Below are 22,498 nucleotides of genomic sequence, written 5' to 3'. Positions count from 1 at the left end.
GCTACGCCCGCTCGGCCCGGGACCCCCCACCCGTGCGACGCTGGAGACCCGACGAGAGGACCTTCATGCCCGACGCCCGGCCCCCGCTCCGCTTCGCGGCCTTCGTGATGAACACCGCCAGCCACATCCAGCACGGGCTGTGGCGGCACCCCGAGGCGCGCCAGCACGAGTTCGACGACGTCCGCCTGTGGGTCGACCTCGCGAGGACGCTCGAGCGCGGGCGCTTCGACGCCATGTTCTTCGCCGACGTCGTGGGCCTCTACGGGCCGGGCGAGGGCGCTTACGACGTGAACGCGCGCGAGGGCCTGCAGTTCCCGAGCAACGACCCCTCCGTGCTGATCTCCGCGCTCGCCGTGAGCACCGAGCACCTCGGCTTCGCGTTCACGAGCTCCGTGCTGCAGGCGCACCCGTTCGACTTCGCCCGCAAGGTGTCGACGCTCGACCACATCTCGAACGGGCGCATCGCGTGGAACGTCGTGACGAGCGCCCTCGACGGAGCCGCCCGCAACTTCGGGCACGACGGCCTCGAGGACCACGACGCCCGCTACGCCTGGGCCGACGAGTACCTCGACGTCGTCTACAAGCTGTGGGAGGGCTCGTGGGACGACGACGCGCTCCAGCGCGACAAGGAGCGGGGCGTGTTCTCGGATGCGTCGCGCATCCACCGCATCGACCACGAGGGGCCGCGCTACAAGGTCGCCGGCCCCCACCTGTCGTCGCCGTCGCCGCAGCGCACGCCCGTGCTCTTCCAGGCCGGGTCCTCGCCCGTCGGCCGCCGCTTCGCCGCCCGCAACGCGGAGGCGCAGTTCATCCTGTCGTCCACCCCCGAGAAGACCCGCGCCCTCATCGAGGACACCCGGGCGCTCGCCGTGGACGCCGGCCGCCGGGCGGACGACCTCTCCTTCTGGCTCGGGCTCTCCTTCATCACGGGCAGCACCGAGGAGGAGGCGAAGCGCAACGAGGCCGAGATCGACGAGTACCTCTCCGCCGACGGGTTCCTCCTGCACTCCAACCTCGGGTTCGACCCGAGGACGGGCGAGCAGCTGGATCCGGCCACCCCGCTCTCGCAGGTCGAGACGCAGTCCGGGCAGAGCCACCTGAACTGGCTGCGGGAGGCGTCGCCCGACCGGGAGCCGACCATCGCCGACCTCGCCCGGCTCTCCGCGAAGCTCCGCGGCCGCGTCGTGGGCACGCCGGAGCAGATCGCCGACGTGCTCGCGGGTTGGCAGGAGGCGGGCGTCGACGGGATCAACGTCATCAACTGGACGCTGCCGGGCAGCTACGAGGACTTCGTCGACCACGTCACGCCCGTGCTCCAGGAGCGTGGGCTGCAGCAGCGCGAGTACGAGCCCGGCACGCTCCGGCACAAGCTCACCGGGCGCGACCGGCTGCCGGACAGCCACCCCGCGGCGGCGTACCGCGGCGCGTTCTCGTGACGGCCGGCGCCCTCACCACGGCGGAGCTGCGGGCCGCGTTCCAGCCCCTGTTCGACCGGATCCGGGAGGGTGCCGTCGGCCGCGAGCGCGACCGCGAGCTCGCCTTAGACGCGGTCGGGCTCCTCCGCGAGGCCCGGTTCGGCGCGCTCCGGCTCCCCCTCGCGGACGGCGGGCGCGGCGCCTCCCTCGCGCAGCTCGTCGAGCTCGTGATCGAGCTGTCCGCCGCCGACGCGAACGTCGGGCACCTGCTCCGCGGCCACTTCGGCTACGTCGAGCTGGTGCTCCGCCGGCCGCCCGGTACCGCGCGCGACGCGTGGATCCGCCGCATCGCCGACGGCGCGATCGTCGGCAATGCCACGAGCGAGCAGACCGGCACGACGCTCGCCGACATCTCCACCACGCTCACCGAGCGCGACGGCCGTTGGATCCTCGACGGCACCAAGTACTACTCCACCGGCACGCTCTACTCCGACTGGATCTACCTCGCGGCCGGCCGCGCGGCGGCGGACGGCGTCGAGCGCGTGACCCTCGCGATCCCCACGGACGCTCCCGGCGTCACCGCCGTCGACGACTGGGACGCCTTCGGGCAGACCCTCACCGCGAGCGGCACCACGACCTTCGACGGCGTCGAGGTGGACCCGGCGACCGTCACCGCCTACCGGGAGGCCCCGCTCTCCCACATCCAGGCGTTCTACCAGCTCCACCTCGTGGCCGTGCTGGCGGGCATCGCCGCCGAGGTCGAGCGCGACGCCGCGGCGTACGTGCGGGGTCGGACGCGCACCTACGTCCACGCCACCGCCGCCCGCCCGGAGGACGACCCGCAGGTGCTCGAGGTCGTCGGGCGGATCTCCACGACCGCCTTCACCGTGCGCGCCGCGACGCTCGCGGCCGCGGGGCGCCTCGACGAGGCCGTCGCGACCGCGCCGCCCGGCGAGCCGCTGGATGTCGAGTCGCTCGACTCGGCGGAGAACGCCGTCTACCAGGCGCAGGTGCACGCGGTCGAGCAGGTCCCCGCGGCCGCGACGCTGCTGTTCGAGGTCGGGGGAGCGTCCGCCACCTCCGGCGCGCGCGGCCTCGACCGGCACTGGCGGAACGCCCGCGTGGTCGCAAGCCACAACCCGGCGATCTACAAGGCCCGCGTCATCGGCGAGCGCGCCGTCTCCGGCCGCGGCCCGGTCGCCGCGGGGGAGGCCTACGGGAAGGTCGGCCCGACCGCGTTCCCGCGCTGACGGCCTACATCGAGTCCGTTACGTAGTGAAAGCCGAGCCGAGCGTTCGAATGAGGAGGCAGACGCTGCGGATTCCGGAGATACTTCTTCCATGTCAAACCGGGTCCTTAGGAGCACCGGGTTGGCTCGAGCCGGAACTATCTGCATTTCGTCCCAGACTTGGCCATCCAGATCTTGCTTATCAAAAGCAGGCGAATATGGGTGGATTGCGCTCGGGTCCGTGTCTCGACGAGATATAAAAATGGACGGATACGGCGATGCATCTGCGGATAAGTCATCCCACGTGAAACTTTGGAATCCAAACCAGAGAAGCCACTCTTCCTGCCGACCGTGCGATATTTTCGCGTACCAACCATTACCTGCAGAGTCGCGATCTACGAGAAGCCCAAATTCCTCCAGGCTTAGAGTTCCTTGCACCTGAAAACTCACTCCAGCTCGTCGAGCTTGTTCTGTCATGGCAACTGAAAAACGATTAAGTGAAGCTTGCCACAAGTTGTACTTGTCTTCCATGCTGGAGAGTAAGCGATCGTCGATAATATCTTGGAGATATGTTGACTTGGCCATCAGTTTTGATTGACGCCGAATTGCCTTTTCAAACAGTTCATATAGAGGGAGTAGGTCCCCTTCGTCACTCGCCTGAAGGGCTGCGTAGTACTCCCCTCTATCGCTGTCAGCTCGCAGGAGTAGTGGCGGATAGTTGTGGCGTGCTAGCTCGATATTGGCAAGAATTCGAGCCGTGCGCCCATTACCATCTTCGAACGGATGGATGTGTGCCAGCCAAGCATGCACCGCCGTAGCAGTAAGGAGAGGTTCGCCAGCGCTATTGGCCCACCAGTCGCTCAATTCAAGCATGACTCTGCCAACTTCGTTGGGAGATGTGGTCCGATGATCGGGCCGACCTGCTATTTGGTTATCAAACTGCTTATATGAGCCGCTCCCACGAACATCTCCTAGGATCAGCCTATGAAGCGCTCTAATGTCTGCTGCGCGTGGGACGTGTTCGTCTTCTAGCCACGTGTCTGCGATTTCGTGAGCACGATAGAGCCCGAGGACTTCGTATAGCTTTGGATCCGCTCGCACGGTCTCTGTTAAAGAATGAAGCGGACCGACGAGAAGGGCTTGATTGTCTTTAATGGATTGCCTGACGTCCCCTTTGCTCCAGCGCATGCCTTCCATTGTGTTGCTCTCGGTTACGAGATCGGAGCGAGTGGCAACCAGGTAAGGCCCGAGGATGGCGTTCGCCTCGGTTTTGATGCGCTGACTTGTGAGGACGGCGCGTCGGTGCGTCTCCTGTGACTTTTCTTGTGCTTTTTCGAGGCGGCGAGTAGAGGCATCGTCGGTTTCGACCAGGTACGGAGTTAGGTGAAGTAAGTCTGTCGCGGCCGACATTCGTAGTTTCCGTCCTTAAAGGGCTTGTCTTTTGGCTTTTGCTCGCGTATGTGCTCAGAATTGTCATTGGACTTAGTCAAGTATGCGCCTGATGCTACGACGCTGACTTGAAATCCGAGTCATTATTACCGCACATATATCAGATAGACAAGCCCCCCATTCGGGAATGCCTTGCTAATTACAATCACGTAGGTTGTCGTATCTAGTCGGACTTGGGCGTCCTGGCTGACAGATTGATTCGAGTGCACTGAATCATTTTCTCAGTTCGCCGAGTATTTAGCCGCTCACGACAAGTTGAGCGCTATTATTTCCCGCGCTGACGGCCGCCGCCCGCCTGCCGCCCGAGCTGGGGGCGCCGTCGGGTCCGGGGCGCACCGGGGCGTGGGTACGGTGGAGGAGCGGCCGGGATGCCGCGGGACGAGGGGATCCATGACGACGCGCGCGCGCCAGCCGAGCCCGGCTGGACACGACCCCGCTGACCGGCCGCATCGACCGCGACGACCTCCGCCGGTTCCGCCGCGAGTTCACCGCCCGCTTCCCGGTGATCGTGTCGCCGCTCCTCGCGCTCGGCCGCATCGCGTCCGGCGTCCTCGCCGCGGTCGCGATCCCTCTTGGCGGCCTCCTGCTCCTCGCCGAGCTCGGCGGTGCGCTCCTCGCGCGGGAGCCGGAGGACCGCGGCGACGCCCTCGGCATGTCTGTGTTCGCCCTGCCCCTGTTCGGGGCGGGCGTCTTCTTCGCATGGCGCCTGATCCGCACCCGCCGCCGCCGCAGCACGATCCGCGCCCACTACCGGCTCGCGCGCTTCGGCCGCGCCAACGGCCTGAGCTACGCGCCCGGCCCCCTCTCCGACGCGCACATGGGCGAGGCGGCGGCCCGGGGCATGTACGTGACGCGCGTCATGCGGCCGCGCACGGCGCGCCCCGTCGAGTTCGGCAACCACGAGCTCGACCGCGGGTCGCAGGCCGCCGGGATCACGCAGTACGGCGGCTACGCGATGGTCGGGCTGCGGCGCGAGCTGCCGCACATCCGGGTGCTCTCCCACGGCACCCGCCTCCGCCGCGCCATGACGCCGACCGTGGACGTCGCGCGCTCCCAGCGCCTGGAGATCGAGGGCGACTTCGACCGGCATGCGGCGCTGTACTGCCCCGAGGGGTACGAGCGCGACGCCCTCTACCTCTTCACCCCGGACGTCATGGCGGTGCTCGTCGACCGGGTGCGCGGCTTCGACGTGGAGATCCGCGGCGACCGCCTGCTGCTCCGCTCGCCCGCCGACATGGTGACGCTCGACCCCGACCGCTGGCACGACGTGATCGACGCGACCGCCGCGCTCATGGCGAAGGTCGACCGCTGGGAACGGTGGCGCGACGACCGGCTGGCGTCGCTCGAGGGCGTCGAGGAGTCGGTGCTCACGGGCGCCGACCCGTCCCTCGCCGTGCCCGCGCCGGGCCGGGTCCGCCGCCGCACGCGTCGGTCGCGCGGGGTCGCGGCGGCCGGTCGGCGGCTCCGGAACCGGCCCACGGTGGGGCTCCTCCTCCTCATCGCGCTCGCCGCGGCCTTCCTCGGCGCCGGCTTCCTGATCACCACGCTGCCGTGACCCGCTGCCGGACGCTCCCGCGGACGCGGCTCGACACGGCCGCCCTCACCGGGCGGATCCGCCGCGGCGAGCTCCGCGCGTTCCGCCGGGAGTTCCGCCGCGCGCATCCGGAGGCGGAGGGCATCGGGCCCCGGGCGCGCTCCTCCCTCATGCACTTCCTGATGTGGGACAGCGTCCTCGCGCTCGCCCTGATCGGTGCCCTCATTGCGGAGACGCTGCGGGAGGGCGCGCCCGACGCGGGCGAGCAGGCCCTCTTCCAGGGGCTCATCGGCGCGGTCTTCGCCATCCTGCTGGTCGTCTTCGGCAGCTGGGTGATCCGCTCGCGTGAGCGCCGGGGCGGCTACCGGGCGCACCTGCGGCTCGTGCGCTTCGGGGAGGCGAACGGCATGGCCTACCTGCCGGGGCCGATGTCGGACGGGCACTTCGGGTCCGCGCGCCGCTACTTCGACCTCACGCGCGTGATGCGGCCGACCGGCGCGCCGGGCATCGAGCTCGGCAACCACGAGATCGTCACGGCGGGCCGGCGCGAGGGGGCGCCGCGCTTCGGCGGGTACGCCATGATCCGGCTCGGGGCCGACCTGCCGCACATCCGCGTGATCGCCCGCCGCGGCCCCGTCCGCCGGGCGCTGACCATGGCGTCGCGGCCCGACCGGGAGCAGCGCCTCTCGCTCGAGGGCGACTTCGACCGCCACTACGCCCTCCACTGCGAGGCCGGCAGCGAGCGCGATGCGCTCTACCTCTTCACGCCCGACGTCCTCGCGGTGCTCATCGACCGCGTGCGCGGGCTCGACGTCGAGGTGGTGGGGGACCGGCTGCTGCTCACCTCGTTCGACGACGTGGTGACGCGCGACCCGGAGCGCTGGCGCGACGTGATCGAGGCCGTGGCCGCGCTCGCGGCGAAGGTCGACCGATGGCAGCGCTGGCGCGCCGAACCGGTGGTGCTCCCGGCCGTGGACATGCCCCATGCGGAGCACGCGTCGCGTCCGCGGCCTGCCCGCCGCCTGCGGATGACACCCACGATCGGCGGCGTCATCGCGGTCGGCGTGCCGATCCTCCTGGTCGTCGCCTGGTGGATCGCGGTCGTCGTCACGGGGTGAGGGGCGTCACTCCCCGGTGGTGCCGTCGACGAGCTCCCGGATCACGTCGACGTGCCCGGCGTGGCGCGCGGTCTCCTCGATGAGGTGCACGACGATCCAGCGGAGCGACGGCATCTCCTCGGGTGGGCCCGCGACCGCGATGTCGTCGAGGTCGTGCCGGGCGATGACCGCGTCGCTCTCTGCGCACGCCGCCTCGTAGTCCGCGAGGATCTCCGCGAGGGAGTCCGTCGGCCCGACGTCCCACTCGCCGTCCGGGTCGTCGTCCCCGCCGAAGCGCCGGTCGTAGTCGCCGGCCTCCATCAGCTCGACGGTCCACGAGCGCTCGACGTCGGCCAGGTGACGGAGGGCGCCCGAGATCGAGGTGGCGCTCGGCAGCACGCGGCGCGCGCCGTCGGCGTCGGACAGGCCGCGGGCCTTGCGGACCACGGTGGCGCGGTTCAGGGCGAGGAAGCCCGTGAGGCACGCGCGCTCGTCGGCCCGGGGCGGGTGGGGGCGGTCGTCGGGGCCGAGTGCGTCGGCGGTGTCGCTCGTCATGGCGGGAGCCTCGGACCGGTTCCGGCACCCGGGGAAGGGCTGCGGGCGCGGGGATCCGCGTGGAGGGCCCGCGCATCCGCCGCGGGTCAGACTGGGGCGCATGAGCTCCCGCCCCGCATCCCGTCCGCGTGCCGAGTCCGCCGCCGATCCGCGGGTCGCCCCGGACGGCGGCCGCCGCTCCCTGCCGCGCACGCTCGCGCGGATCCTGCTCGGCCTCGTGCTGGTGCTCGCCGGCACCGGCCACCTGACCGTCGCGCGCGAGTCGTTCCAGGCGCAGGTGCCGACCTGGCTGCCGATGGATCCCGACTTCGTCGTGCTCGCCTCCGGCGTGGTCGAGATCGTGCTCGGACTGTCGCTCGTGGTGCTCGGCCGCTGGCGCGTGTGGGTCGGGCTCGTGGTGGCGCTGTTCTTCGTCGCGATCTTCCCCGGCAACATCTCCCAGCTCGTCACCCGCACACCGGCCTTCGGCCTGGAGACCGATGCCGCACGCGCCATCCGCCTCGTGTTCCAACCGCTGCTCGTGATCTGGGCGCTGTGGTCCACGGGCGCCTGGTCCGCCTGGCGGAACCGACGCGCCCGCCGCTGACCGGGGTCGAGCGGCGGGCGCGGATGCCCCTGGCGGACGGGCCCGCTAGGCGCCGAGCCGGAGACGCGCGAGCGTCCGCCGCGCCTCGGCCGTCCGGTGGCCGACCCCGTACCAGGCGATCGTGCCGAGCACCGGGAACAGCACGATCACCACGATCCAGACGTCCCGCGCGACGCCCGTGACGTCCCGGTCGCGGACGACCTGCAGCAGGGCGGCGCCGACGAGGACGACGTAGGCGACGAGCAGCGGGAGCACGACGGCCCCGGCGATCAGCGCATCCGACATGGTGGTGCCTCCTCCGTGAGCGTGTCCGACGACCCTAGGCCCGGGCGGTGCCGACGCGGGAGAGGATGGCGGCCGTCGCGGCCCGCACGCCCGTCTCGATCGTGCCCTCCATGGTGGGCGCGAACTGCGGCGTGTGGTTCCCGGGCGGCGGGGTCGCGCCGCCGAGCGCCGCGGGCTCGACCCCGCCGAACGCCCAGTAGACGGTCGGCACGCCGATGGCCTCGCCGAGGATGCCGAAGTCCTCGCTGCCCATGATGGGCGGCGACTCCACGACCCGGTCGGCGCCGAGCTGCGCGGCGAGTGCCGCGACGACGCCGCGCGTCGCCTCCGGGTCGTTGCGGTTGAGCGGGAAGGAGACGATCTCCTCGATCTCCGGCTCCGGCGCCCCGCTCGCGGCGGCCTCGGCCAGGATGATCCGCCGCACCGACGCCAGCACGCGCTCGCGCACGGCCACGTCGAAGGTGCGGATGCTGAGGCCGAGCACCGCGTGCTCGGGGATGATGTTCTCCTTCGTGCCCGCCTGGAACGTGCCCACCGTCACGACGGCCGCGGCCTGCGGGTCGGTCTCGCGGGCGACGACCGTCTGCAGCCGGAGCACGATCGCGCTGGCCGCGACGATCGGGTCGATGGAGTTCTGCGGCTGCGATCCGTGTGCGCCCCGGCCGCGCACGGTGACGCGCCACGAGTCCGACATGCTCATGAACGCGCCCTCGCGGGTGGCGACCATGCCGACGGGGAGCGGGAACACGTGCTGGCCGAGGATCACCTCGGGGCGCGGCGCCCGGTCCCAGAGGCCGTCGGCCAGCATGGCGCGGGCGCCCTCGCCGGTCTCCTCGCCGGGCTGGAACACGAAGACGACGGTGCCGGCCCACGCGTCCCGGTTCCCGGCGAGGGCCTGCGCGGTGGTGAGCGCCGCCGCCACGTGGAAGTCGTGGCCGCAGCCGTGCATGGTGGGCACCTCGGTGCCGTCGCGCTGCACCCCGGTGTCGCGGCTCGCCCAGGCGAGGCCCGTCTCCTCGAGGATGGGGAGCCCGTCGGTGTCCGCGCGGAACGCGACGACCGGGCCGTCGCCGTTGCGGAGGATCCCGACCACTCCGGTTCCGCCGCAGCGGCTCGTCTCCGCGCCGACCGCCTCCAGGTAGGCCTCGATCGCGGCGGCGGTCGCGTGCTCCTGCATCGACAGCTCGGGGTGCGCGTGCAGCGAGCGGAACAGCTCGTGCGCGTCCCGCACGTCGTCGTCCAGCAGGGTGACACCGGGGTGCACGTCCATCGGGGATCCTCCTCGTGGTGGGTGGCGTCCCTCGTGGGGACAGGTGGATCCAGGCTATGCCCGCTCCCGGGCGCGGCCTCAGTCGTCGCTGTCGGGGGTGCGGTCGTCGACCGACTGGCTGACGACGTCGCCGGATCCGGCGTCGACGCGGACGCTGTGCGTGACGCCCTGGGCGTCGACGACGTCGCCCTCCCAGACGACGGTGCCGCGGTCCTCGTCGAGGCCGAGCTCGGTGATCGTGCCGGCGACGGCGCCCGTCATGGCGGAGGCGGCGTCGGAGGGGGAGACGCGGGCGGCCTGCAGGAGGGCGGCGTTCTCGGCGAGGTCGTCGGCGTCGTCGGAGTCGGCGACGGGGCCCGCGGTCACGGCGGATCCGTCGGCCCCGGTGTGCACCTCGTGCTCGCGGCCGTCCTGCTCGGCGACGACGACCTCCCACGAGGTGCCGCCGGCCTCCTGGTCGACGGAGAGGAGCGCGCTGCCGGGGACGGCGGCGATGGCGGTCTCGACGGCGGCCGCGAGGGCGCCGTCGGCGGGGAGCGGGGCGGATGCGTCGGAGCCGGCGGTCGGCGCGGCGGACGCGGACGACGGCGCGGCGCCGGGCGCGGAGGCGGGTGCGGTGCCGGCGTCCGCGCAGCCGGCGAGCGCGAGGCCGCCGAGGAGGGGGAGGGCGAGCGCCAGGGCGGCGCGGCGGAGGGTGGGGGATGCGGTGTGCGTGGTCATGCGACCACGATGCCCGGGGGCACCTTCAAGCGGACCCTAAGCCGCTGTCAGCCGACCCGCAGGAACGGCTGGGGGTCGGTGGACGTGCGCCGAGGTCCTCGGGATCACGGGGCGTCCGGGCGTGCGGCGGGGAGGCGCAGCACCACGCGGGCCCCGCCGCCGGGCGCCTCCTCCACCGCGACGGATCCGCCGTGCGCCTCCGCGACCGCCCGGACGATGGCGAGTCCCAGCCCGGATCCGCCGCTCTCGCGGTCGCGGCCCTCGTCGAGGCGCACGAACCGGTCGAGGACCCGCTCCCGCTCGGCCGCGGGGATCCCGCCCCCGTCGTCGTCGACCGTGAGCACTGCGCCGTCGCGTCCCGCCGCGGTGGCGACGGAGACGGTCGACGCGGCGTGCCGCGCGGCGTTGTCGGCGAGGTTCCGGACGGCGAGCGCCAGGAGCCGCGCGTCGCCGGCGACCCGGCACGCGGTGATCCCCGAGGCGTCGACCCGCACGCCCGCGCGGGCCCGCAGCCGCGCGACCTCGTCGAGCGCGACGTCGTCGAGGTCGACCGGGCGGGCGTCGAGGGCGGCGTGCTCGTCGAGGCGGCTGAGCACGAGGAGCGCGTCGACGAGGTCCTGCTGCCGTCCGCCCTCGGCGAGCACCACGTCCGCCAGCTCGCGGAGGCTCGTGCGGTCGGGGTGGAGGCGGGCGAGCTCGGCGTGCTGCCGCACGGTCGCGAGCGGGGAGCGCAGCTCGTGGGAGGCGTCGGAGACGAACCGCTGCTGGGACCGGCGGGACGCGTCGAGGCGGGCGAGCATGCCGTTCAGGGTGCGCGCGAGCCGGTCGACCTCGTCGCCCGTCCCGGGCTCGTCGATGCGCCCGTCGCCCCGGGCGGAGCCGATGGCCTCGGCGTCCCGGCGGATCCGCTCCACCGGGCGGAGCGCCCGGCCGACGACGATCCAGGCCAGCAGGGCGACGAGGGCGACCACGACGGGCACGGCCACGAGCAGCAGGCGGACGACCGCGGCGAGCGCGTCGTCGGCGTCCTCGAGCGGCGCGGCGATGACCACGGTCACGCCGTCCGCGTCGTCCACGTCGTCCACCTCGTCGGACACCGCGAGCCGCCGCTCGCCGTCGCGCACGACGACGCCGGAGCCGCCCGGCGCGGTGAGCGCGGTCCCGCCGGCGTCCTCCCCGTGGGCGAGCACGCGCCCGTCGGCGTCGAGCACCTGCACGAGGTCGTCGTCGCCGAGCTCCGTCACGGCGTCGGGACCGCGGGCGGCGACCGTGTCGGTGATCGTCTCGAGCGTGCGCTCCGTGGCCTGCCGGACGCCGTCCTCGAGCGAGGCGCGGAGCACCAGCGCGAAGGCGACGGCCCCGAGCGCCCCCAGGACGAGCGCGATGAGGGCGACAGCCGTCGTGGCGCGCACGCGGAGGGAGCGCCGGTGCCGGGACGGCCGGTGCCGGTCACGCATCGGACGCGCCCAGCCGGTAGCCCGCGCCGCGCACGGTCTCGATGGTCGTGGTGCCGTACGGCCGGTCGAGCTTCCGGCGGAGGTGCGCGACGTAGACCTCGACGATCGACGGGTCGCCCTCGAAGTCGTCGTCCCAGACGTTCTGCACCACCTCGCGCTTGGAGACCACGCGACCGGCGTTGCGGGCGAGGAACTCGAGGACCGCGAACTCGCGGCTGGTGAGGTCGATCTCCTCGCCGGCGCGCGTTGCCCGGCGGGGGCCGGGGTCGACGACGAGGTCGCCGATGCGGTGGGCGACCGGGCGGGCCGGGGCGCCGCGCCGCACGAGCGCGCGGATCCGGGCGACCAGCACGGGGAACGAGAACGGCTTCGTGACGAAGTCGTCCGCGCCGGCCTCCAGCGCCTCCACCTCGTCCCAGTCGCCGTCCTTCGCCGTGAGGATGAGCACGGGCGTCCAGATGCCCTCCGCGCGCAGCGTCCGGCAGACGGCCCAGCCGCTCATCCCGGGCATCATCAGGTCGAGGAGGATCGCGTCGTAGGCGTTCTCGCGGGCCCACCACAGGCCGTCGACTCCGTCGTGCGCCACGTCGACCGCGAAGCCCTCGGCCTGCAGTCCGCGCCGGATGCCGTCCGCGAGCCGCCGCTCGTCGTCCACCACGAGGATCCTCATCGGACCACCGTGGCAGACGCGCCGGGGAGCCCGGTGCACGCCGGGGCCACGGCCGGTCCCTCCGATCCGGTCGTCAGATCCCGTCCGGCGAGCGTCCCGCGGCGGGATCCGCCGGTGTCGGGCCGCCGAGCGCCGGATTCCCGAGCGCCGGGTCGCGCACCACGCCGATCGGCGTCGTGTCCAGGCGCACGGAGCGGACGACGACCCGCTTGGAGCGGCGGCGGAGGTGGCGCCGGGCCTGCGGCGTGGCCAGCAGGCTGCCGAGCACGAGGCCCGCGCCGATGGCGAGCGTCGTCGCCATGGCGCCGACGAAGGCGCCCGTCGCCCCGGACGTGCCCGCCATCGAGTTGAGGAGCGCGGACGCGACCGCGAGGGAGGGCAGCAGGGACCCGCAGAAGGCGGGGACCGCGATCGCCGTGGCCGACACCCTGAGGCGCGCGGCCACCACCGTCCCGAGCGCCCCGAGCAGGGTCGCCACGAGGAACGTGCCCGCGAGCAGCGGCACCCCGAGGAGCTTCAGCGTCCACAGCGAGACCGTGCCGACGAGCGCGACCGCGATGGCCACGGGCATCACGCGCGCGTTGGCGCCCTGCGTGATGCCGGTCGCGCCCGCGGCGAAGAACGTGGTGATGAGCAGCATCCACAGGGGGAGCGCGCGCAGCGTGATGTCCGTCGGGTCGACCTCGATGGCGACGCCGGCGGTGACCGCGAGCCCGCCCGGGATGCCCACGGCGATGCCCGCGACGATGAGCACGATGATCATCGCCCGCGACACCGCCATGGCGCGGAAGCCCGAGATGGCGTCCTGCGCCCAGGTGACGATGGTGACGTGGGGGAGGATCAGCACCACCACGGCGGCGACCATCGCGGCCGCGCTCCCCGCGGGCAGCAGCCCCCACCAGATCGCGAGGGTGCCCAGCGCGGCCACCCCCGCCGACTGCAGGGCGACCACGAAGAAGGGCGGGATGCCGCGGCGCGACAGCTGCCGGCCGAGGACCATCACGCCGACCATCAGCAGGAAGGCGCCGAGCGCGCCGGCCACGGTGCCGCCGGCCTGCAGCGAGACGGAGACGCCGAAGAGGCCCATGGCCGCGTCGGTGATCCACGACGGCCAGCGCGGCGGCGACCGCAGCACCTCGACCAGGCCGTCCACGGCGCTCGTCATGTCGCGGTCGTCGTGGAGCAGCTCGTCGACGATCTGGTACACGAGCGACAGGCGGTGCAGGTCGCTGCCCTCCGCGGTGACCACGCGCAGCTTCACGAGCGGCGGCCCCTCGAGGGGCGCGTACTGGATGGTGATGGCGGTGCCCGTGATGTCGAGCTCGAGCGGCGCGAGGTTCCACTTCGTGCTGACCGCGACGATCGCGATCTCGACCGCGCGCACGTCGGCGCCGGAGGCGAGCATCACCTCGCCGAGGTCGAGGCAGAAGTCGACGATCTGGCTCGGGGAGTAGAGGTCGCCGAGGCGGCCGTGCGCGGGCTCGGTGCCCTCGTAGATGGTGCCGCGGAGGCGGGCGCGGACGTCGCGCATCTCCTGCGGGTTGACGCGGCGGCGACGCTGGCGCGGCGGGCGCGCGGCACCCGGGTCCCTGCGGGGGCGACGCGGGTCCGCGGGGGGCGGGGTGGTGCTCAGCGCGATCAGCGCTCCGTTCGGTGGCCGGCCCGGGACGAGCGGGGGCGGATGGTGGATCCCTCCCACCCTAGGTCCCGCATGCCGCGCACGCGCGCGGCGCCCGACCCGGAGGTCGGACGCCGCGGACGGTCGACGGATGCCGGGGCGGTCAGCGCCGGCGCGAATCGACGCAGGTGCTGGTCGACTCGCTGATCGAGACCCGTCGGCGTCACCGCGGGGGCCGAGCAGATGAACTTGCCGTAGGCGCCGTTCCCGTCGAGGTAGCGCTTGAGGAAGGCCGTCGCCGCGACGCGGATGGTCCCGTTCGGCGTGGTCTGGCCGGCCTGGTGACCGGCGCCCCGCAGCTGCAGGTACTGCTTGGGGGTGCCCTTCGGGATGGAGTCGTACATCGGCTTCACCATGAGCGTCGGGTCGGCGAGGTCGTCCGCCTGCGCCGACACCACCAGCGCCGGCGTCGTCAGGCGCGGGTAGCCAGGGGCGCCGCCGTCCGGGTCGGAGGAGAAGTCGAACGGCATGAGCGCGACCGCCGCCTTGATGGAGGGGCGGGACTGCGCGGCCTGGAGCACGCCGCCCCCGCCCATGGAGAAGCCGAGGAGGCCGACGCGGTCCTTCGAGACCACGGACCTCACGGCGCTCTCGCCGGTGAGGTAGTCGGCGGCGGCGAGCATCTGCGTGGCGCGCGCCTCGGGGGTGTCGTAGCGGTCGGGGTCGAGCGTGTCGATGGTGAGGACCACGAAGCCCTCCGCCGCGAGGTCGGTGCCGTACCAGCGCATGCCAGCCTGCGTGTCGGTGAAGCCGGGGGTGACGATGACGCTGCCGAGGACGGCACGGCCGGTGTCGGCCGGGGCGAAGATGGTGCCTCCGCCGAAGCCGAGCGACGGGCTGGCGGGGACCGTCGTGGTGGTGATCGGGTGCGTGACGTGACGCTGCGCCGGGGCCGATGCCGTGCGGGCGTGGGCGGGATGGTGCGCGGGGGCGGCCTGGGCCGCGGTGGGCACGGCCAGCATCGCGACGAGCGCCAGCGCGGTGAGGGCGGCGGGCCGGAGGCGCGGCGCGGAGGTGAGGATGGGCATGGGGATGCTCCTGTTCGATGTGGGGGTGCTGCGGCGAGGGCCGCGGTACGGAGACGGTAGGCGGCCTGCCGCCCGCGGTCGTCCGTTCCTCCCCAGCGCTCCCGGCGCCGCTCGCGTCAGCCCAGCCGGCGGGCGAGCTGGTCGAGCTCGCGGGCGAGCGCGCGGGCGCGGTCGGCGATGCCGTCTGCCTGCGCCTCGGGCACGGGCGCGGGCGCGGGCGCGGGCGCGGATGCGCGCACCGTCCCGGGCGCGGGCGCTGGCGCGCCCGCGTCGCCCGTCAGCACGTCGACGTCGAACACGAAGCGGTCGCCGCGGTGCCAGGTGCGGAACACCTCGACGGGTCCGCCGGAGGCGTCCGTGCTCGTGCCCTCCAGCACCAGGACCGGTGCGCCCTCCGCGACGCCGAGCGCCGACGCGACCTCGGGGGCCGCGCCGACGGCGCGCACCTGCCGACGACCGGACACGACCGCGATCCCGAGCCGCGCCCGGAGCAGCGCGTGCAGGGACGCGTCCGTCAGGTCCTCCGTCGTGAGCCGTCCGGCGATGCCGCTCGGCAGCCAGGTGTGGATCAGCGCGACGGGCTCGCCGCCGGCCGAGCGGATGCGGCGGAGGAGGTGCAGGTCGGATCCGCCCAGCGCGTGCTGGGCGTCGGCGTCGTGGCCGGGTGCCAGCTCGAGCACGCGCGTCGTCACGGACGGCACCTGCGCGGAGAGCCCGGAGACGCGCTGCACGAGCCGGTGCAGCTCGCCGCGCGGGGCGACGATGCTGCCGCGGCCGCGTCCGCGCTGGACGAGCCCGTCGGCGGTGAGGGAGAGGAGCGCCTGCCGCACGACCGAGCGGGAGATGCCGTACCGCTCCTGCAGCTCCGCCTCGGTGGGCAGCTGCGCGCCGGGCGGCCAGACGCCGTCGACGATCCGCGACCGCAGCACGCCGGTGAGCTGCGCGTGCAGGGGGCCGGGGTTCGACGGGGAGACCGCGCCGGGATCCAGGTCGTCGATCCGGTTCGGCACGGTCTCCTCGGTGGTCACGTCTCAGGCGGTGGCGGCGGGGGCGTCGGCCCTCTGCGCCGTGCGCCATACGTGGTCCCAGCCGGGGGCCAGGGCGGCGGCGCGCTCCACCGATAGTACGAGGCTCGCCTCCCGGGCGATGCCCTGCCCGGCGATGTCGAACGCGGTTCCGTGGTCGACGGACACTCGCACCACGGGCAGGCCCACGGTGATGTTCACGCCGTCGTCGCCGTAGACCGCCTTGAACGGTGCGTGACCCTGGTCGTGGTAGCAGGCCACGACGAGCTTGTACTTGCCGCGGACGGCCGCGGGGATGAGCGCGTCGCCCGGGACGGGGCCGACCACGTTGAGCCCGCGCTGCCTCGCGGCCTCGACGGCGGGAGCGAGGATGTCCGCGTCCTCGTCGCCGAAGAGGCGGTTCTCGCCGGCATGCGGGTTGAGGCCCGCGAGGCCGATGAGCTCGTCCGGCGTGCCCATCGAAGCGGCGAACGCCCCGGCGAGGTCGAGCACGTCGCCGGTGCGCGCGGGCGTGATGTCGTCGATCGCCTGCCGCATGGAGACGTGGGTCGTGAGGTGGAAGAAGTACAGCTCGCCCGCGGACAGCACGAGCGAGAAGTTCTCCACGCCGAACTCGTGCGCCAGCAGCTCGGTGTGGCCGGGCCACCTGTGACCGCCCGCGTGCATGGCCGCCTTGTTGAGCGGCGCCGTGACGATGCCGTCGACCTCGCCCTCGCGCGCCAGCCGGCACGCCTCGACGACGAAGCGGTACGCGCCGTCGCCGGCGGCGGGGCTGAGCTCGCCGACCGGGACGTCCGCGAGGGACGGGCCCGTCTGGATCAGCTCGATGGTGCCCGGCGCGTTGCGGGCGTCCGCGACGGAGGCGATGACGCGCACCGTCTCGGGGTCGCCGCCGACGGCCTCGACGCCGCGGCGCATGGCTGCCTCGTCGCCGATGACGACGCAGACTGCCTGCTCGCGGAGGTCGTCGTGGCCGAGCAGGGTCTTCGCGGTGATCTCGGGGCCGATTCCGGCGACGTCTCCGAGGGTGATGGCGAGGCGGGGGAGGGTCATTCTGCTTCTCCTTGCGTGGGGGTGGATGCGGGCGGGTCGAGGAGCTCGGGGACGATGTCGGTGAGCGAGGAGGGCGGACCGAAGCCGCCCGCCTTGGTGACGACGGCGAGGCCGTCGAGGCGCCCGCCCTCGATGGCGCCGACGGGGATGCCCTCGCGGATGGCGTCGCGGACGAGGATCGCCTCGGCGCCCTGCCGGTCCAGGACGGCACGCGCGCCCTCGCCGCCCATCAGCACGAGCGCGCTCGCGCCGTCCCGGGCGATCACCCGCTCGGCCACGGCGGCGAGCCCGGCGGCGACGCGCTCGGCGGTCGTCGGCGACCCGGGGCCGGCGGGGTGCGCGGTGGCGTCCCGGTCGGGTGCGAGCACGACGGTGACCGACGGGGATGGGCCGCCATCGGCATCCGCGGTTCCGGGCTCTTCGGCGTCGGTCCGCGGCGCGCCGTCGCGCACGAGGTCGTCGAGCGTCGGCGCGATCGTGCGGACCGGCTCGGCGAGCGAGCCGTCGGCCGCCGCGGCGACGAGGTGCGCGTGCTGGCCGCGGGAGACGTCGTGGAGGGAGCTGACGACGACGACCACGTGGCGGGGACGGGTGGGCCGGCCCGCGGCCGCCTCGCCGCCGCTCGCGGGTGCCGCTACCGCGGGCGCGGGGGCCGTGCCCCACACGCGCGCCATCTCGGCGGCGAGCCCCGCCGATCCCACGGGGACGGCGCGCGGGCCGAGGAGCGCGAAGGCCTCCGCGACGAAGCGCAGGTCGGCCGTGGCGACCGCGTCGACCGTCACCACGCGCGCCCCCGCGGCCGCGACCGCGGCGATGCGGTCGGCGAGGTCGGCGGCGTCGGACGCGGCGTCGATGTGCGCGCTGCCGGGGAGGAGGTCGGCCAGGGCGCTCGTGGTGACCGGGGTCACGGGGTCGCGGCCGACCGACGTCGTCTCGACGCCGGCCCCGTCGACGAGGAGGTGCCCGTCCTCGATCGTGCGGCCCATGGCGGGGTACGCCGGGCAGACGACGGCGACCGCTCCGGCGGCGCGCGACTCCCACGCGGCGAGGGCGCCCTGCACCTGCTCGTGGACGGTGCCCCGCATGGTCGAGTCGATCTTGAGGAAGAGGCGGTCGTCGCCGACCTCGACGGCGCGCGCCACGGCGGCGCGGGTGGCCGTCCGCGCCGCGTCCGGGGACGCCGCGCGGGCGTCCGTGACGATCGCGACGACCGACCCGTCGGCCCCGTGCTGCGCGACCGCGGGGCCGAGCGCCAGTCGTGCCGCCCAGCCGGCGCGGGCGAACTGCACCGCGGAGTCGGCGGCGCCCGTGAGGTCGTCGGCGACGATGGCCACGGATCCGACCGGGGCCGGGTTCCGGATGGCGGCACCCGCGAGGGCGGCGGCCGTCATGCGGCACCCGGGCCGGTGCTGTGCCGTCCGGCGGATCCGGGATCTCCGCGGTCCGCGTCCCGGTCCTCGCCGGCTGCCGCGGCCAGGGCGGCGGCGTCGCGCTCCTCGTCGCGGGCGCGGTCGTCGGCGATGGCCTGCATCCCGCCCTCGCGCTTGAGGACCCATGCCGCGAGGATCGGGGCGAGCACCGCCGAGACGAGCACGGCCGAGGCGACCTGCGCGGTCGCCACCTCGACGTACGGCGCGAAGGACGGGTCCGCCGCGCCGACGATCGCGGGCGTGGCGATGGCGTTGCCGGCGGTGGTCGCGGACGCGATGCCGAGGCCGGACTCCTTCCCGCGGCGCAGCAGGAACCGGTAGCCGAGGTAGGCGACGGTGCCTGTGAAGACGGTGGCGATCACACCCACCACGATGCCCGACAGGCCGCCCGAGACGACGTTGCCGAGGTCGATCCCCGTGCCGAGGGCGAAGGCGAAGAACGGGATGACCATGTTCGGGATCGGGCGCATGACCTCGGTCCACCTCGCGTCCATGTTGCCGACGATCACGCCGAGCAGCAGGGGGATCACGGCGGCGAGCAGCAGCGTGTACGGGATGTCGGCGAGGCCGGCCGCGCCGAGGAACAGCAGCGAGAAGAACGGGCCGTCGTTGACGGCGCTCGCGATGTAGGCGCCGCGGTCGCGCTCGCGTCCGTACCGGCCGGTGAAGGCGAGCCAGATGCCGCCGTTGCTGTTGTCCATGCTCACCAGGAGCGCCAGGATCGACACCCCGAGCAGGCCGTCGATGCCCACCACGTTGCCGATCACGACGACGATGGCCGCTGGGATGATCGACTTCGTCAGCAGCAGCACGCCGGAGGTCGCGAGCACGGGGCCCGAGGTGCGGAGCGTGATCTGCATGCCCGTCGCGAAGATCAGGATGCCGATGAGGGGCAGCGCGCTGTCGCGGAAGAGCGCGGTCGTGAAGTTCCCGAGCTCCAGGAACCCGGGGGCGAAGGTGCCCACGACGGATCCGACGATGAGCGGGATGAGCATGAGCCCGCCGGGGATGCGGTTCATGCCGTCGAAGAGCGGGACGCGGCTCGTGGGTAGGGGGTCGGGTGCCATGGCTGATCTCCTCTGATCGATGGGGCGACGCTGCCCGCGCGCACCCTCGTCGATGAGTACGTACACGGTGTACCTACACTACGTCGCGCTGCCTCGGAGCGTCAACGCCGTCGTGCGTCGCCCATCGGTGGCGTCGAGCGTCGACGCCGTCAGCGGATCCGCGCGCCCGGCGCGAGCACGACCTCCCGTCCGAGGCCGGCGTCGACCACCACGGGCGTCGCGGCGGCGACCTGGACCCCCTCGGGGACCCAGGCGCGGTCGGGCGCCACCAGGATCACGAGGCCGTGCACGTCGCCCACGGCCGCGAAGCCCGGGGCGGCGAAGTCCCCGTAGGCGTGCAGGCCCGCGTCCCCCAGCGCGCGGACGGCCGCGTCCACGTCGTCGACCACGACGCCCACCTCGCTGACGCCCACGACCTCGGCGGCCCGGAACGGCGCGTCCGGCCGGTCGCCGGCGGGGATCGCGCGCCGCTCGATGAGCTCGAGCACCTGCTCGTCGGGCCCCCGGAAGTACACGGATCGGGAGTCCCAGGTGCCCGGTCCCGCGAACTCGTCCCGTCCGTCGACGGCGCTCACGTCCGCGCGCTCGCCGAGCCACTCGCGCGCCGCCCGGAGGGTGCCCGTCGGGATCGTGACGGCGAGGTGGTGGGCGCCGCCGTACGCCGGACCGGCGGTGAACGACAGCCGCGTCGCGCCGATCTCGACCTCGACCCCCTCGGAGGACGTGCGGGTCGGGAAGCCGAGCGCGGAGTAGGCGTCGGCGACCTCGGCGGTGTCGCGGGCGGGCAGGGTCACGTGGTGGATGCGCATGCGGCGATCCCAGCACCTCGAGTGCCCTGGAGGTCAAGCCGGGTCGGCGGTCCCTCCGCCGAGCAGGTCCTCGACGTCCCGCAGCGCGAGGCCGGCGGCGGCCGCGATCCGGTGCGCGTCGAGGCCCGCGTCCCCGGCGGCGCGGACCCCGGCCCGGAGCGCGGCGAGCGCAGCCGCGGCGTCCGCGGACAGCACCCGCAGGCGCCCGGCGTGCCGGTCGTGCTCGGCATCCGGGGCCGGTCGCGGGGCGGCCGGGTCGATCAGCCGGTCGGCGTCCGGGTGCCGGGCGGCGAGCACCAGGCTCCGCACGGCGGGCAGGTCGGGTGCCGACCAGCTGAGGTCGCCGAGGTCCGCGAGCGGCACCCAGCGCAGCTCGTCGTGGTCGGTGCTCGCGGTGGGCGGCGGACCGAGCGGCTCCACCCGGTAGCAGGCGAGGTCGACGACGCGGTCGCCCACGGGCACCTCGGAGCGGTCGACGAGGGCGCCGACGGCCACGTCGATCCCGAGCTCCTCGCGGATCTCCCGCGCGAGCGCCGCCTCGGGCCGCTCGCCGGCCTCGACCTTGCCGCCCGGGAACTCCCACGTCCCCGCACCCGGCTTGTGCGGCGCCCGACGGCAGGCGAGCGCGCGCCCGTCGCGGATCATCACCGCCGCCACGACCTCGAGTCCCGCCACGCCGTGCCCCCTCGTCGGATCCGTCCCGGCCTCGACGCTACCGGGCGCATCGGGCCCCCGCGTCGCGTGGGTGCGCCCGGGCGCGCCCAGGCGCGGACGGCCGCCGCCGGGACCGGCCGCGCCCGGCCTGTACCGTGGGACCTCCGGCATCCGCCGCGACGAGAGGCACCACGCGTGAAGATCAGCCACCAGCGTCACTTCGTGGTCGCGGCCGAGGTGCTGCACCTGCCGAAGGCCGCGGATCAGCTCGGCATCTCGCGCGCGAAGCTCGCATCCTCCATCCGGGCCGTCGAGGAGCACTACGGCAAGGCCGTCTTCGACCCGCAGGCCACCGAGACGCGGCTGACGAAGACCGGCCGCCTCGCCTACGAGGAGGCGCTCGAGGAGCTCGCGAAGCCGTCGACCCCGCCCGAGGCGCCGAAGCCGCCCGCCGGCGGGAAGGCGAAGGCGTCCAAGGGCCAGGGCCGCGCGCCGGTCGTCAAGGGGCAGCCGAAGCCCTACAAGCGCACGCAGGGGCGCTGACCCGACCGGATCAGCGCCCCTGCGGGTGGTGCGTCCTACCTCGCGAGGAACTCCAGCACGACGCGGTTCCACTCCTCGGGGTGGCTCACCGTGACGCCGTGGGGGGCGCCCGCGATGACGTGCAGCTCGGACCCGGCGATGGCGGCGTGCGTGCGTGCGCCGGAGCCCTCGAAGGGGACGGTGCCGTCGCCGTCCCCGTGGATGACGAGGGTCGGGACGGTGACCTTCGTCAGGTCGTCGCGGAAGTCCGTGGTCGCGAACGCGGCCATCGACGCGAGCGCCGCGTGCTTCCTCGACTGGTGCGCGAGCGCGATGGCCTCCTGGCGCTCCTCCTCGGTGACCTTCACCACGCCGTCCGCGGAGAAGAACGCGGTGGTGAACCCGTCGTAGAAGGAGTCCTCGTCCTTCGTGAGACCCGCGGTCATCTCGGCCGCCGCGTCCTTCGTGAGCGGACCGTCCGGGTTGTCGTCGCCCTGCATCAGGTACGGCGGCACGGCGGAGGCGAACACCACGCTGTGCAGGCGCGCCTCCCCGTGCGTCCCGATGTAGCGGGCGATCTCGCCGCCGCCCATCGAGAAGCCGACGAGGGTGACGTCGACCAGGTCGAGCTGGTCGAGGAGCGCGTCGAGGTCGGAGGCGAACGTGTCGTAGTCGTAGCCCGTGAGCGGCTTGTCGCTGCGCCCGAAGCCGCGGCGGTCGTAGGTGATGACGCGGAAGCCGGCGGCCTCGAACGCGGGGACCTGCTTCTTCCAGGACTCGCCGGAGAGCGGCCAGCCGTGGATGAGCACGACGGGGCGGCCCGTGCCCCCGGTGTCGTCGACGTGCAGGTGCGTGTCCTTCAGGAGCCCGTGGTGGGCGGTGATCTCGGTCATGCGGCGGTCCTTCCCTCAGTGATGAGTTCGTGCACTTCCTGTTCGCTTCGGAGCCCGGCGCCGATCGGTGCGG

22 protein-coding genes are annotated in these 22,498 nt (G+C 73.6%); 6 read left to right on the top strand and 16 right to left on the bottom strand.

Features of this window, described 5'->3' with window-relative positions:
• Window positions 1-65: 65 nt before the first annotated feature.
• Both ACZ411_RS08465 and ACZ411_RS08460 read left to right on the top strand, forming a co-directional pair.
• A complete protein-coding gene (locus ACZ411_RS08465) occupies window positions 66-1,436 on the top strand; it encodes an LLM class flavin-dependent oxidoreductase (RefSeq protein WP_464169881.1) in 1,371 nt (456 codons plus the stop codon).
• Complete coding sequence (locus ACZ411_RS08460; protein WP_464169879.1) at window positions 1,433-2,665, top strand: acyl-CoA dehydrogenase family protein; 1,233 nt, start codon at window positions 1,433-1,435, stop codon at window positions 2,663-2,665. Before ACZ411_RS08465 ends, ACZ411_RS08460 begins: the two co-directional genes overlap by 4 nt.
• Here ACZ411_RS08460 and ACZ411_RS08455 read toward each other — a convergent pair.
• Complete coding sequence (locus tag ACZ411_RS08455; RefSeq protein ID WP_464169877.1) at window positions 2,629-4,053, bottom strand: Fic family protein; 1,425 nt, start codon at window positions 4,051-4,053, stop codon at window positions 2,629-2,631. The two genes, ACZ411_RS08460 and ACZ411_RS08455, sit on opposite strands and share 37 nt — an antisense overlap.
• A 541-nt stretch (window positions 4,054-4,594) precedes the next feature.
• Here ACZ411_RS08455 and ACZ411_RS08450 point away from each other — a divergent pair.
• Together ACZ411_RS08450 and ACZ411_RS08445 are read left to right on the top strand one after the other, a co-directional pair.
• Complete coding sequence (locus ACZ411_RS08450) at window positions 4,595-5,647, top strand: hypothetical protein (protein WP_464169875.1); 1,053 nt, start codon at window positions 4,595-4,597, stop codon at window positions 5,645-5,647.
• A complete protein-coding gene (locus ACZ411_RS08445) occupies window positions 5,644-6,744 on the top strand; it encodes a hypothetical protein (protein WP_464169873.1) in 1,101 nt (366 codons plus the stop codon). Before ACZ411_RS08450 ends, ACZ411_RS08445 begins: the two co-directional genes overlap by 4 nt.
• Window positions 6,745-6,750: 6 nt before the next feature.
• Here the strand turns inward: ACZ411_RS08445 and ACZ411_RS08440 are convergent, their stop codons facing one another.
• Window positions 6,751-7,278: a DinB family protein gene (locus tag ACZ411_RS08440; RefSeq protein WP_464169871.1), complete on the bottom strand. Its 528-nt coding sequence runs from the start codon at window positions 7,276-7,278 to the stop codon at window positions 6,751-6,753.
• A gap of 100 nt (window positions 7,279-7,378) precedes the next feature.
• Here ACZ411_RS08440 and ACZ411_RS08435 point away from each other — a divergent pair, with 100 nt between their 5' ends.
• On the top strand, window positions 7,379-7,864 hold the full coding sequence (locus ACZ411_RS08435) for a DoxX family protein (RefSeq protein ID WP_464169869.1): 486 nt from the start codon (window positions 7,379-7,381) through the stop codon (window positions 7,862-7,864).
• A 45-nt stretch (window positions 7,865-7,909) separates the two neighbouring features.
• Here ACZ411_RS08435 and ACZ411_RS08430 read toward each other — a convergent pair whose 3' ends face one another.
• The 13 genes from ACZ411_RS08430 to ACZ411_RS08370 form a co-directional block, all read right to left on the bottom strand.
• Window positions 7,910-8,149 (bottom strand): PLDc N-terminal domain-containing protein, encoded by a 240-nt coding sequence (locus tag ACZ411_RS08430; protein ID WP_464169867.1) that lies wholly within the window; start codon window positions 8,147-8,149, stop codon window positions 7,910-7,912.
• Window positions 8,150-8,183: 34 nt separating this feature from the next.
• Window positions 8,184-9,419 (bottom strand): amidohydrolase, encoded by a 1,236-nt coding sequence (locus tag ACZ411_RS08425; protein ID WP_464169865.1) that lies wholly within the window; start codon window positions 9,417-9,419, stop codon window positions 8,184-8,186.
• Between the two features lie 78 nt (window positions 9,420-9,497).
• The gene (locus ACZ411_RS08420) at window positions 9,498-10,139 is read right to left on the bottom strand and encodes a PepSY domain-containing protein (protein WP_464169863.1); all 642 of its coding nucleotides are present in this window, start codon (window positions 10,137-10,139) and stop codon (window positions 9,498-9,500) included.
• Between the two features lie 104 nt (window positions 10,140-10,243).
• Window positions 10,244-11,551, bottom strand: a complete 1,308-nt coding sequence (locus tag ACZ411_RS08415) for a sensor histidine kinase (protein WP_464169861.1) — start codon at window positions 11,549-11,551, stop codon at window positions 10,244-10,246.
• A gap of 37 nt (window positions 11,552-11,588) precedes the next feature.
• Window positions 11,589-12,266, bottom strand: coding sequence for a response regulator transcription factor (locus ACZ411_RS08410; RefSeq protein WP_094116127.1), 678 nt, complete (start codon window positions 12,264-12,266; stop codon window positions 11,589-11,591).
• A 73-nt stretch (window positions 12,267-12,339) separates the two neighbouring features.
• Window positions 12,340-13,797, bottom strand: coding sequence for a threonine/serine exporter family protein (locus ACZ411_RS08405; RefSeq protein WP_464169858.1), 1,458 nt, complete (start codon window positions 13,795-13,797; stop codon window positions 12,340-12,342).
• 107 nt (window positions 13,798-13,904) lie between these two features.
• Window positions 13,905-14,972, bottom strand: coding sequence for a dienelactone hydrolase family protein (locus ACZ411_RS08400; protein WP_464169856.1), 1,068 nt, complete (start codon window positions 14,970-14,972; stop codon window positions 13,905-13,907).
• Between the two features lie 116 nt (window positions 14,973-15,088).
• Window positions 15,089-16,000: a GntR family transcriptional regulator gene (locus ACZ411_RS08395; RefSeq protein ID WP_464169854.1), complete on the bottom strand. Its 912-nt coding sequence runs from the start codon at window positions 15,998-16,000 to the stop codon at window positions 15,089-15,091.
• Between the two features lie 3 nt (window positions 16,001-16,003).
• Entirely contained in the window at window positions 16,004-17,050 is a 1,047-nt protein-coding gene (pdxA, locus tag ACZ411_RS08390; RefSeq protein WP_104343803.1) for a 4-hydroxythreonine-4-phosphate dehydrogenase PdxA, read from the bottom strand.
• Window positions 17,047-18,441: a four-carbon acid sugar kinase family protein gene (locus tag ACZ411_RS08385; RefSeq protein WP_464169851.1), complete on the bottom strand. Its 1,395-nt coding sequence runs from the start codon at window positions 18,439-18,441 to the stop codon at window positions 17,047-17,049. The genes pdxA and ACZ411_RS08385 overlap by 4 nt, the downstream gene beginning before the upstream one ends.
• Window positions 18,438-19,547 carry a 2-keto-3-deoxygluconate permease gene (locus ACZ411_RS08380; protein WP_464169849.1) on the bottom strand — a complete coding sequence of 370 codons (1,110 nt, stop codon included), beginning with the start codon at window positions 19,545-19,547 and terminating at the stop codon, window positions 18,438-18,440. Before ACZ411_RS08380 ends, ACZ411_RS08385 begins: the two co-directional genes overlap by 4 nt.
• A gap of 149 nt (window positions 19,548-19,696) precedes the next feature.
• Entirely contained in the window at window positions 19,697-20,356 is a 660-nt protein-coding gene (locus ACZ411_RS08375; protein WP_464169847.1) for a VOC family protein, read from the bottom strand.
• 33 nt (window positions 20,357-20,389) lie between these two features.
• Window positions 20,390-21,031, bottom strand: a complete 642-nt coding sequence (locus tag ACZ411_RS08370; RefSeq protein ID WP_464169845.1) for a (deoxy)nucleoside triphosphate pyrophosphohydrolase — start codon at window positions 21,029-21,031, stop codon at window positions 20,390-20,392.
• Window positions 21,032-21,205: 174 nt separating this feature from the next.
• Between ACZ411_RS08370 and ACZ411_RS08365 the strand changes: the two genes are divergently transcribed.
• Window positions 21,206-21,553 carry a LysR family transcriptional regulator gene (locus tag ACZ411_RS08365; protein ID WP_094116124.1) on the top strand — a complete coding sequence of 116 codons (348 nt, stop codon included), beginning with the start codon at window positions 21,206-21,208 and terminating at the stop codon, window positions 21,551-21,553.
• A 35-nt stretch (window positions 21,554-21,588) separates the two neighbouring features.
• On the opposite strand, the gene ACZ411_RS08360 is transcribed toward ACZ411_RS08365, so the two are convergent.
• Window positions 21,589-22,425: an alpha/beta fold hydrolase gene (locus ACZ411_RS08360; protein ID WP_094116123.1), complete on the bottom strand. Its 837-nt coding sequence runs from the start codon at window positions 22,423-22,425 to the stop codon at window positions 21,589-21,591.
• Between the last annotated feature and the right edge of the window lie 73 nt (window positions 22,426-22,498).

The sequence above is a fragment of the Clavibacter sp. AC415 genome, from assembly GCF_979252985.1.
This window is presented reverse-complemented; position numbering and strand designations above follow the sequence as displayed.

Bases quoted from the DNA above. Each gene is read 5' to 3' on its own strand.
- ACZ411_RS08430 (WP_464169867.1), bottom strand. From the start codon at position 8,149: ATGTCGGATGCGCTGATCGCCGGGGCCGTCGTGCTCCCGCTGCTCGTC.
- ACZ411_RS08400 (WP_464169856.1), bottom strand. From the start codon at position 14,972: ATGCCCATCCTCACCTCCGCGCCGCGCCTCCGGCCCGCCGCCCTCACC.
- ACZ411_RS08375 (WP_464169847.1), bottom strand. From the start codon at position 20,356: ATGCGCATCCACCACGTGACCCTGCCCGCCCGCGACACCGCCGAGGTC.
- ACZ411_RS08380 (WP_464169849.1), bottom strand. From the start codon at position 19,547: ATGGCACCCGACCCCCTACCCACGAGCCGCGTCCCGCTCTTCGACGGC.
- ACZ411_RS08465 (WP_464169881.1), top strand. From the start codon at position 66: ATGCCCGACGCCCGGCCCCCGCTCCGCTTCGCGGCCTTCGTGATGAAC.
- ACZ411_RS08360 (WP_094116123.1), bottom strand. From the start codon at position 22,425: ATGACCGAGATCACCGCCCACCACGGGCTCCTGAAGGACACGCACCTG.
- ACZ411_RS08420 (WP_464169863.1), bottom strand. From the start codon at position 10,139: ATGACCACGCACACCGCATCCCCCACCCTCCGCCGCGCCGCCCTGGCG.
- ACZ411_RS08405 (WP_464169858.1), bottom strand. From the start codon at position 13,797: ATGCGCGACGTCCGCGCCCGCCTCCGCGGCACCATCTACGAGGGCACC.
- ACZ411_RS08435 (WP_464169869.1), top strand. From the start codon at position 7,379: ATGAGCTCCCGCCCCGCATCCCGTCCGCGTGCCGAGTCCGCCGCCGAT.
- ACZ411_RS08455 (WP_464169877.1), bottom strand. From the start codon at position 4,053: ATGTCGGCCGCGACAGACTTACTTCACCTAACTCCGTACCTGGTCGAA.
- ACZ411_RS08385 (WP_464169851.1), bottom strand. From the start codon at position 18,441: ATGACGGCCGCCGCCCTCGCGGGTGCCGCCATCCGGAACCCGGCCCCG.
- pdxA (WP_104343803.1), bottom strand. From the start codon at position 17,050: ATGACCCTCCCCCGCCTCGCCATCACCCTCGGAGACGTCGCCGGAATC.
- ACZ411_RS08440 (WP_464169871.1), bottom strand. From the start codon at position 7,278: ATGACGAGCGACACCGCCGACGCACTCGGCCCCGACGACCGCCCCCAC.
- ACZ411_RS08410 (WP_094116127.1), bottom strand. From the start codon at position 12,266: ATGAGGATCCTCGTGGTGGACGACGAGCGGCGGCTCGCGGACGGCATC.
- ACZ411_RS08425 (WP_464169865.1), bottom strand. From the start codon at position 9,419: ATGGACGTGCACCCCGGTGTCACCCTGCTGGACGACGACGTGCGGGAC.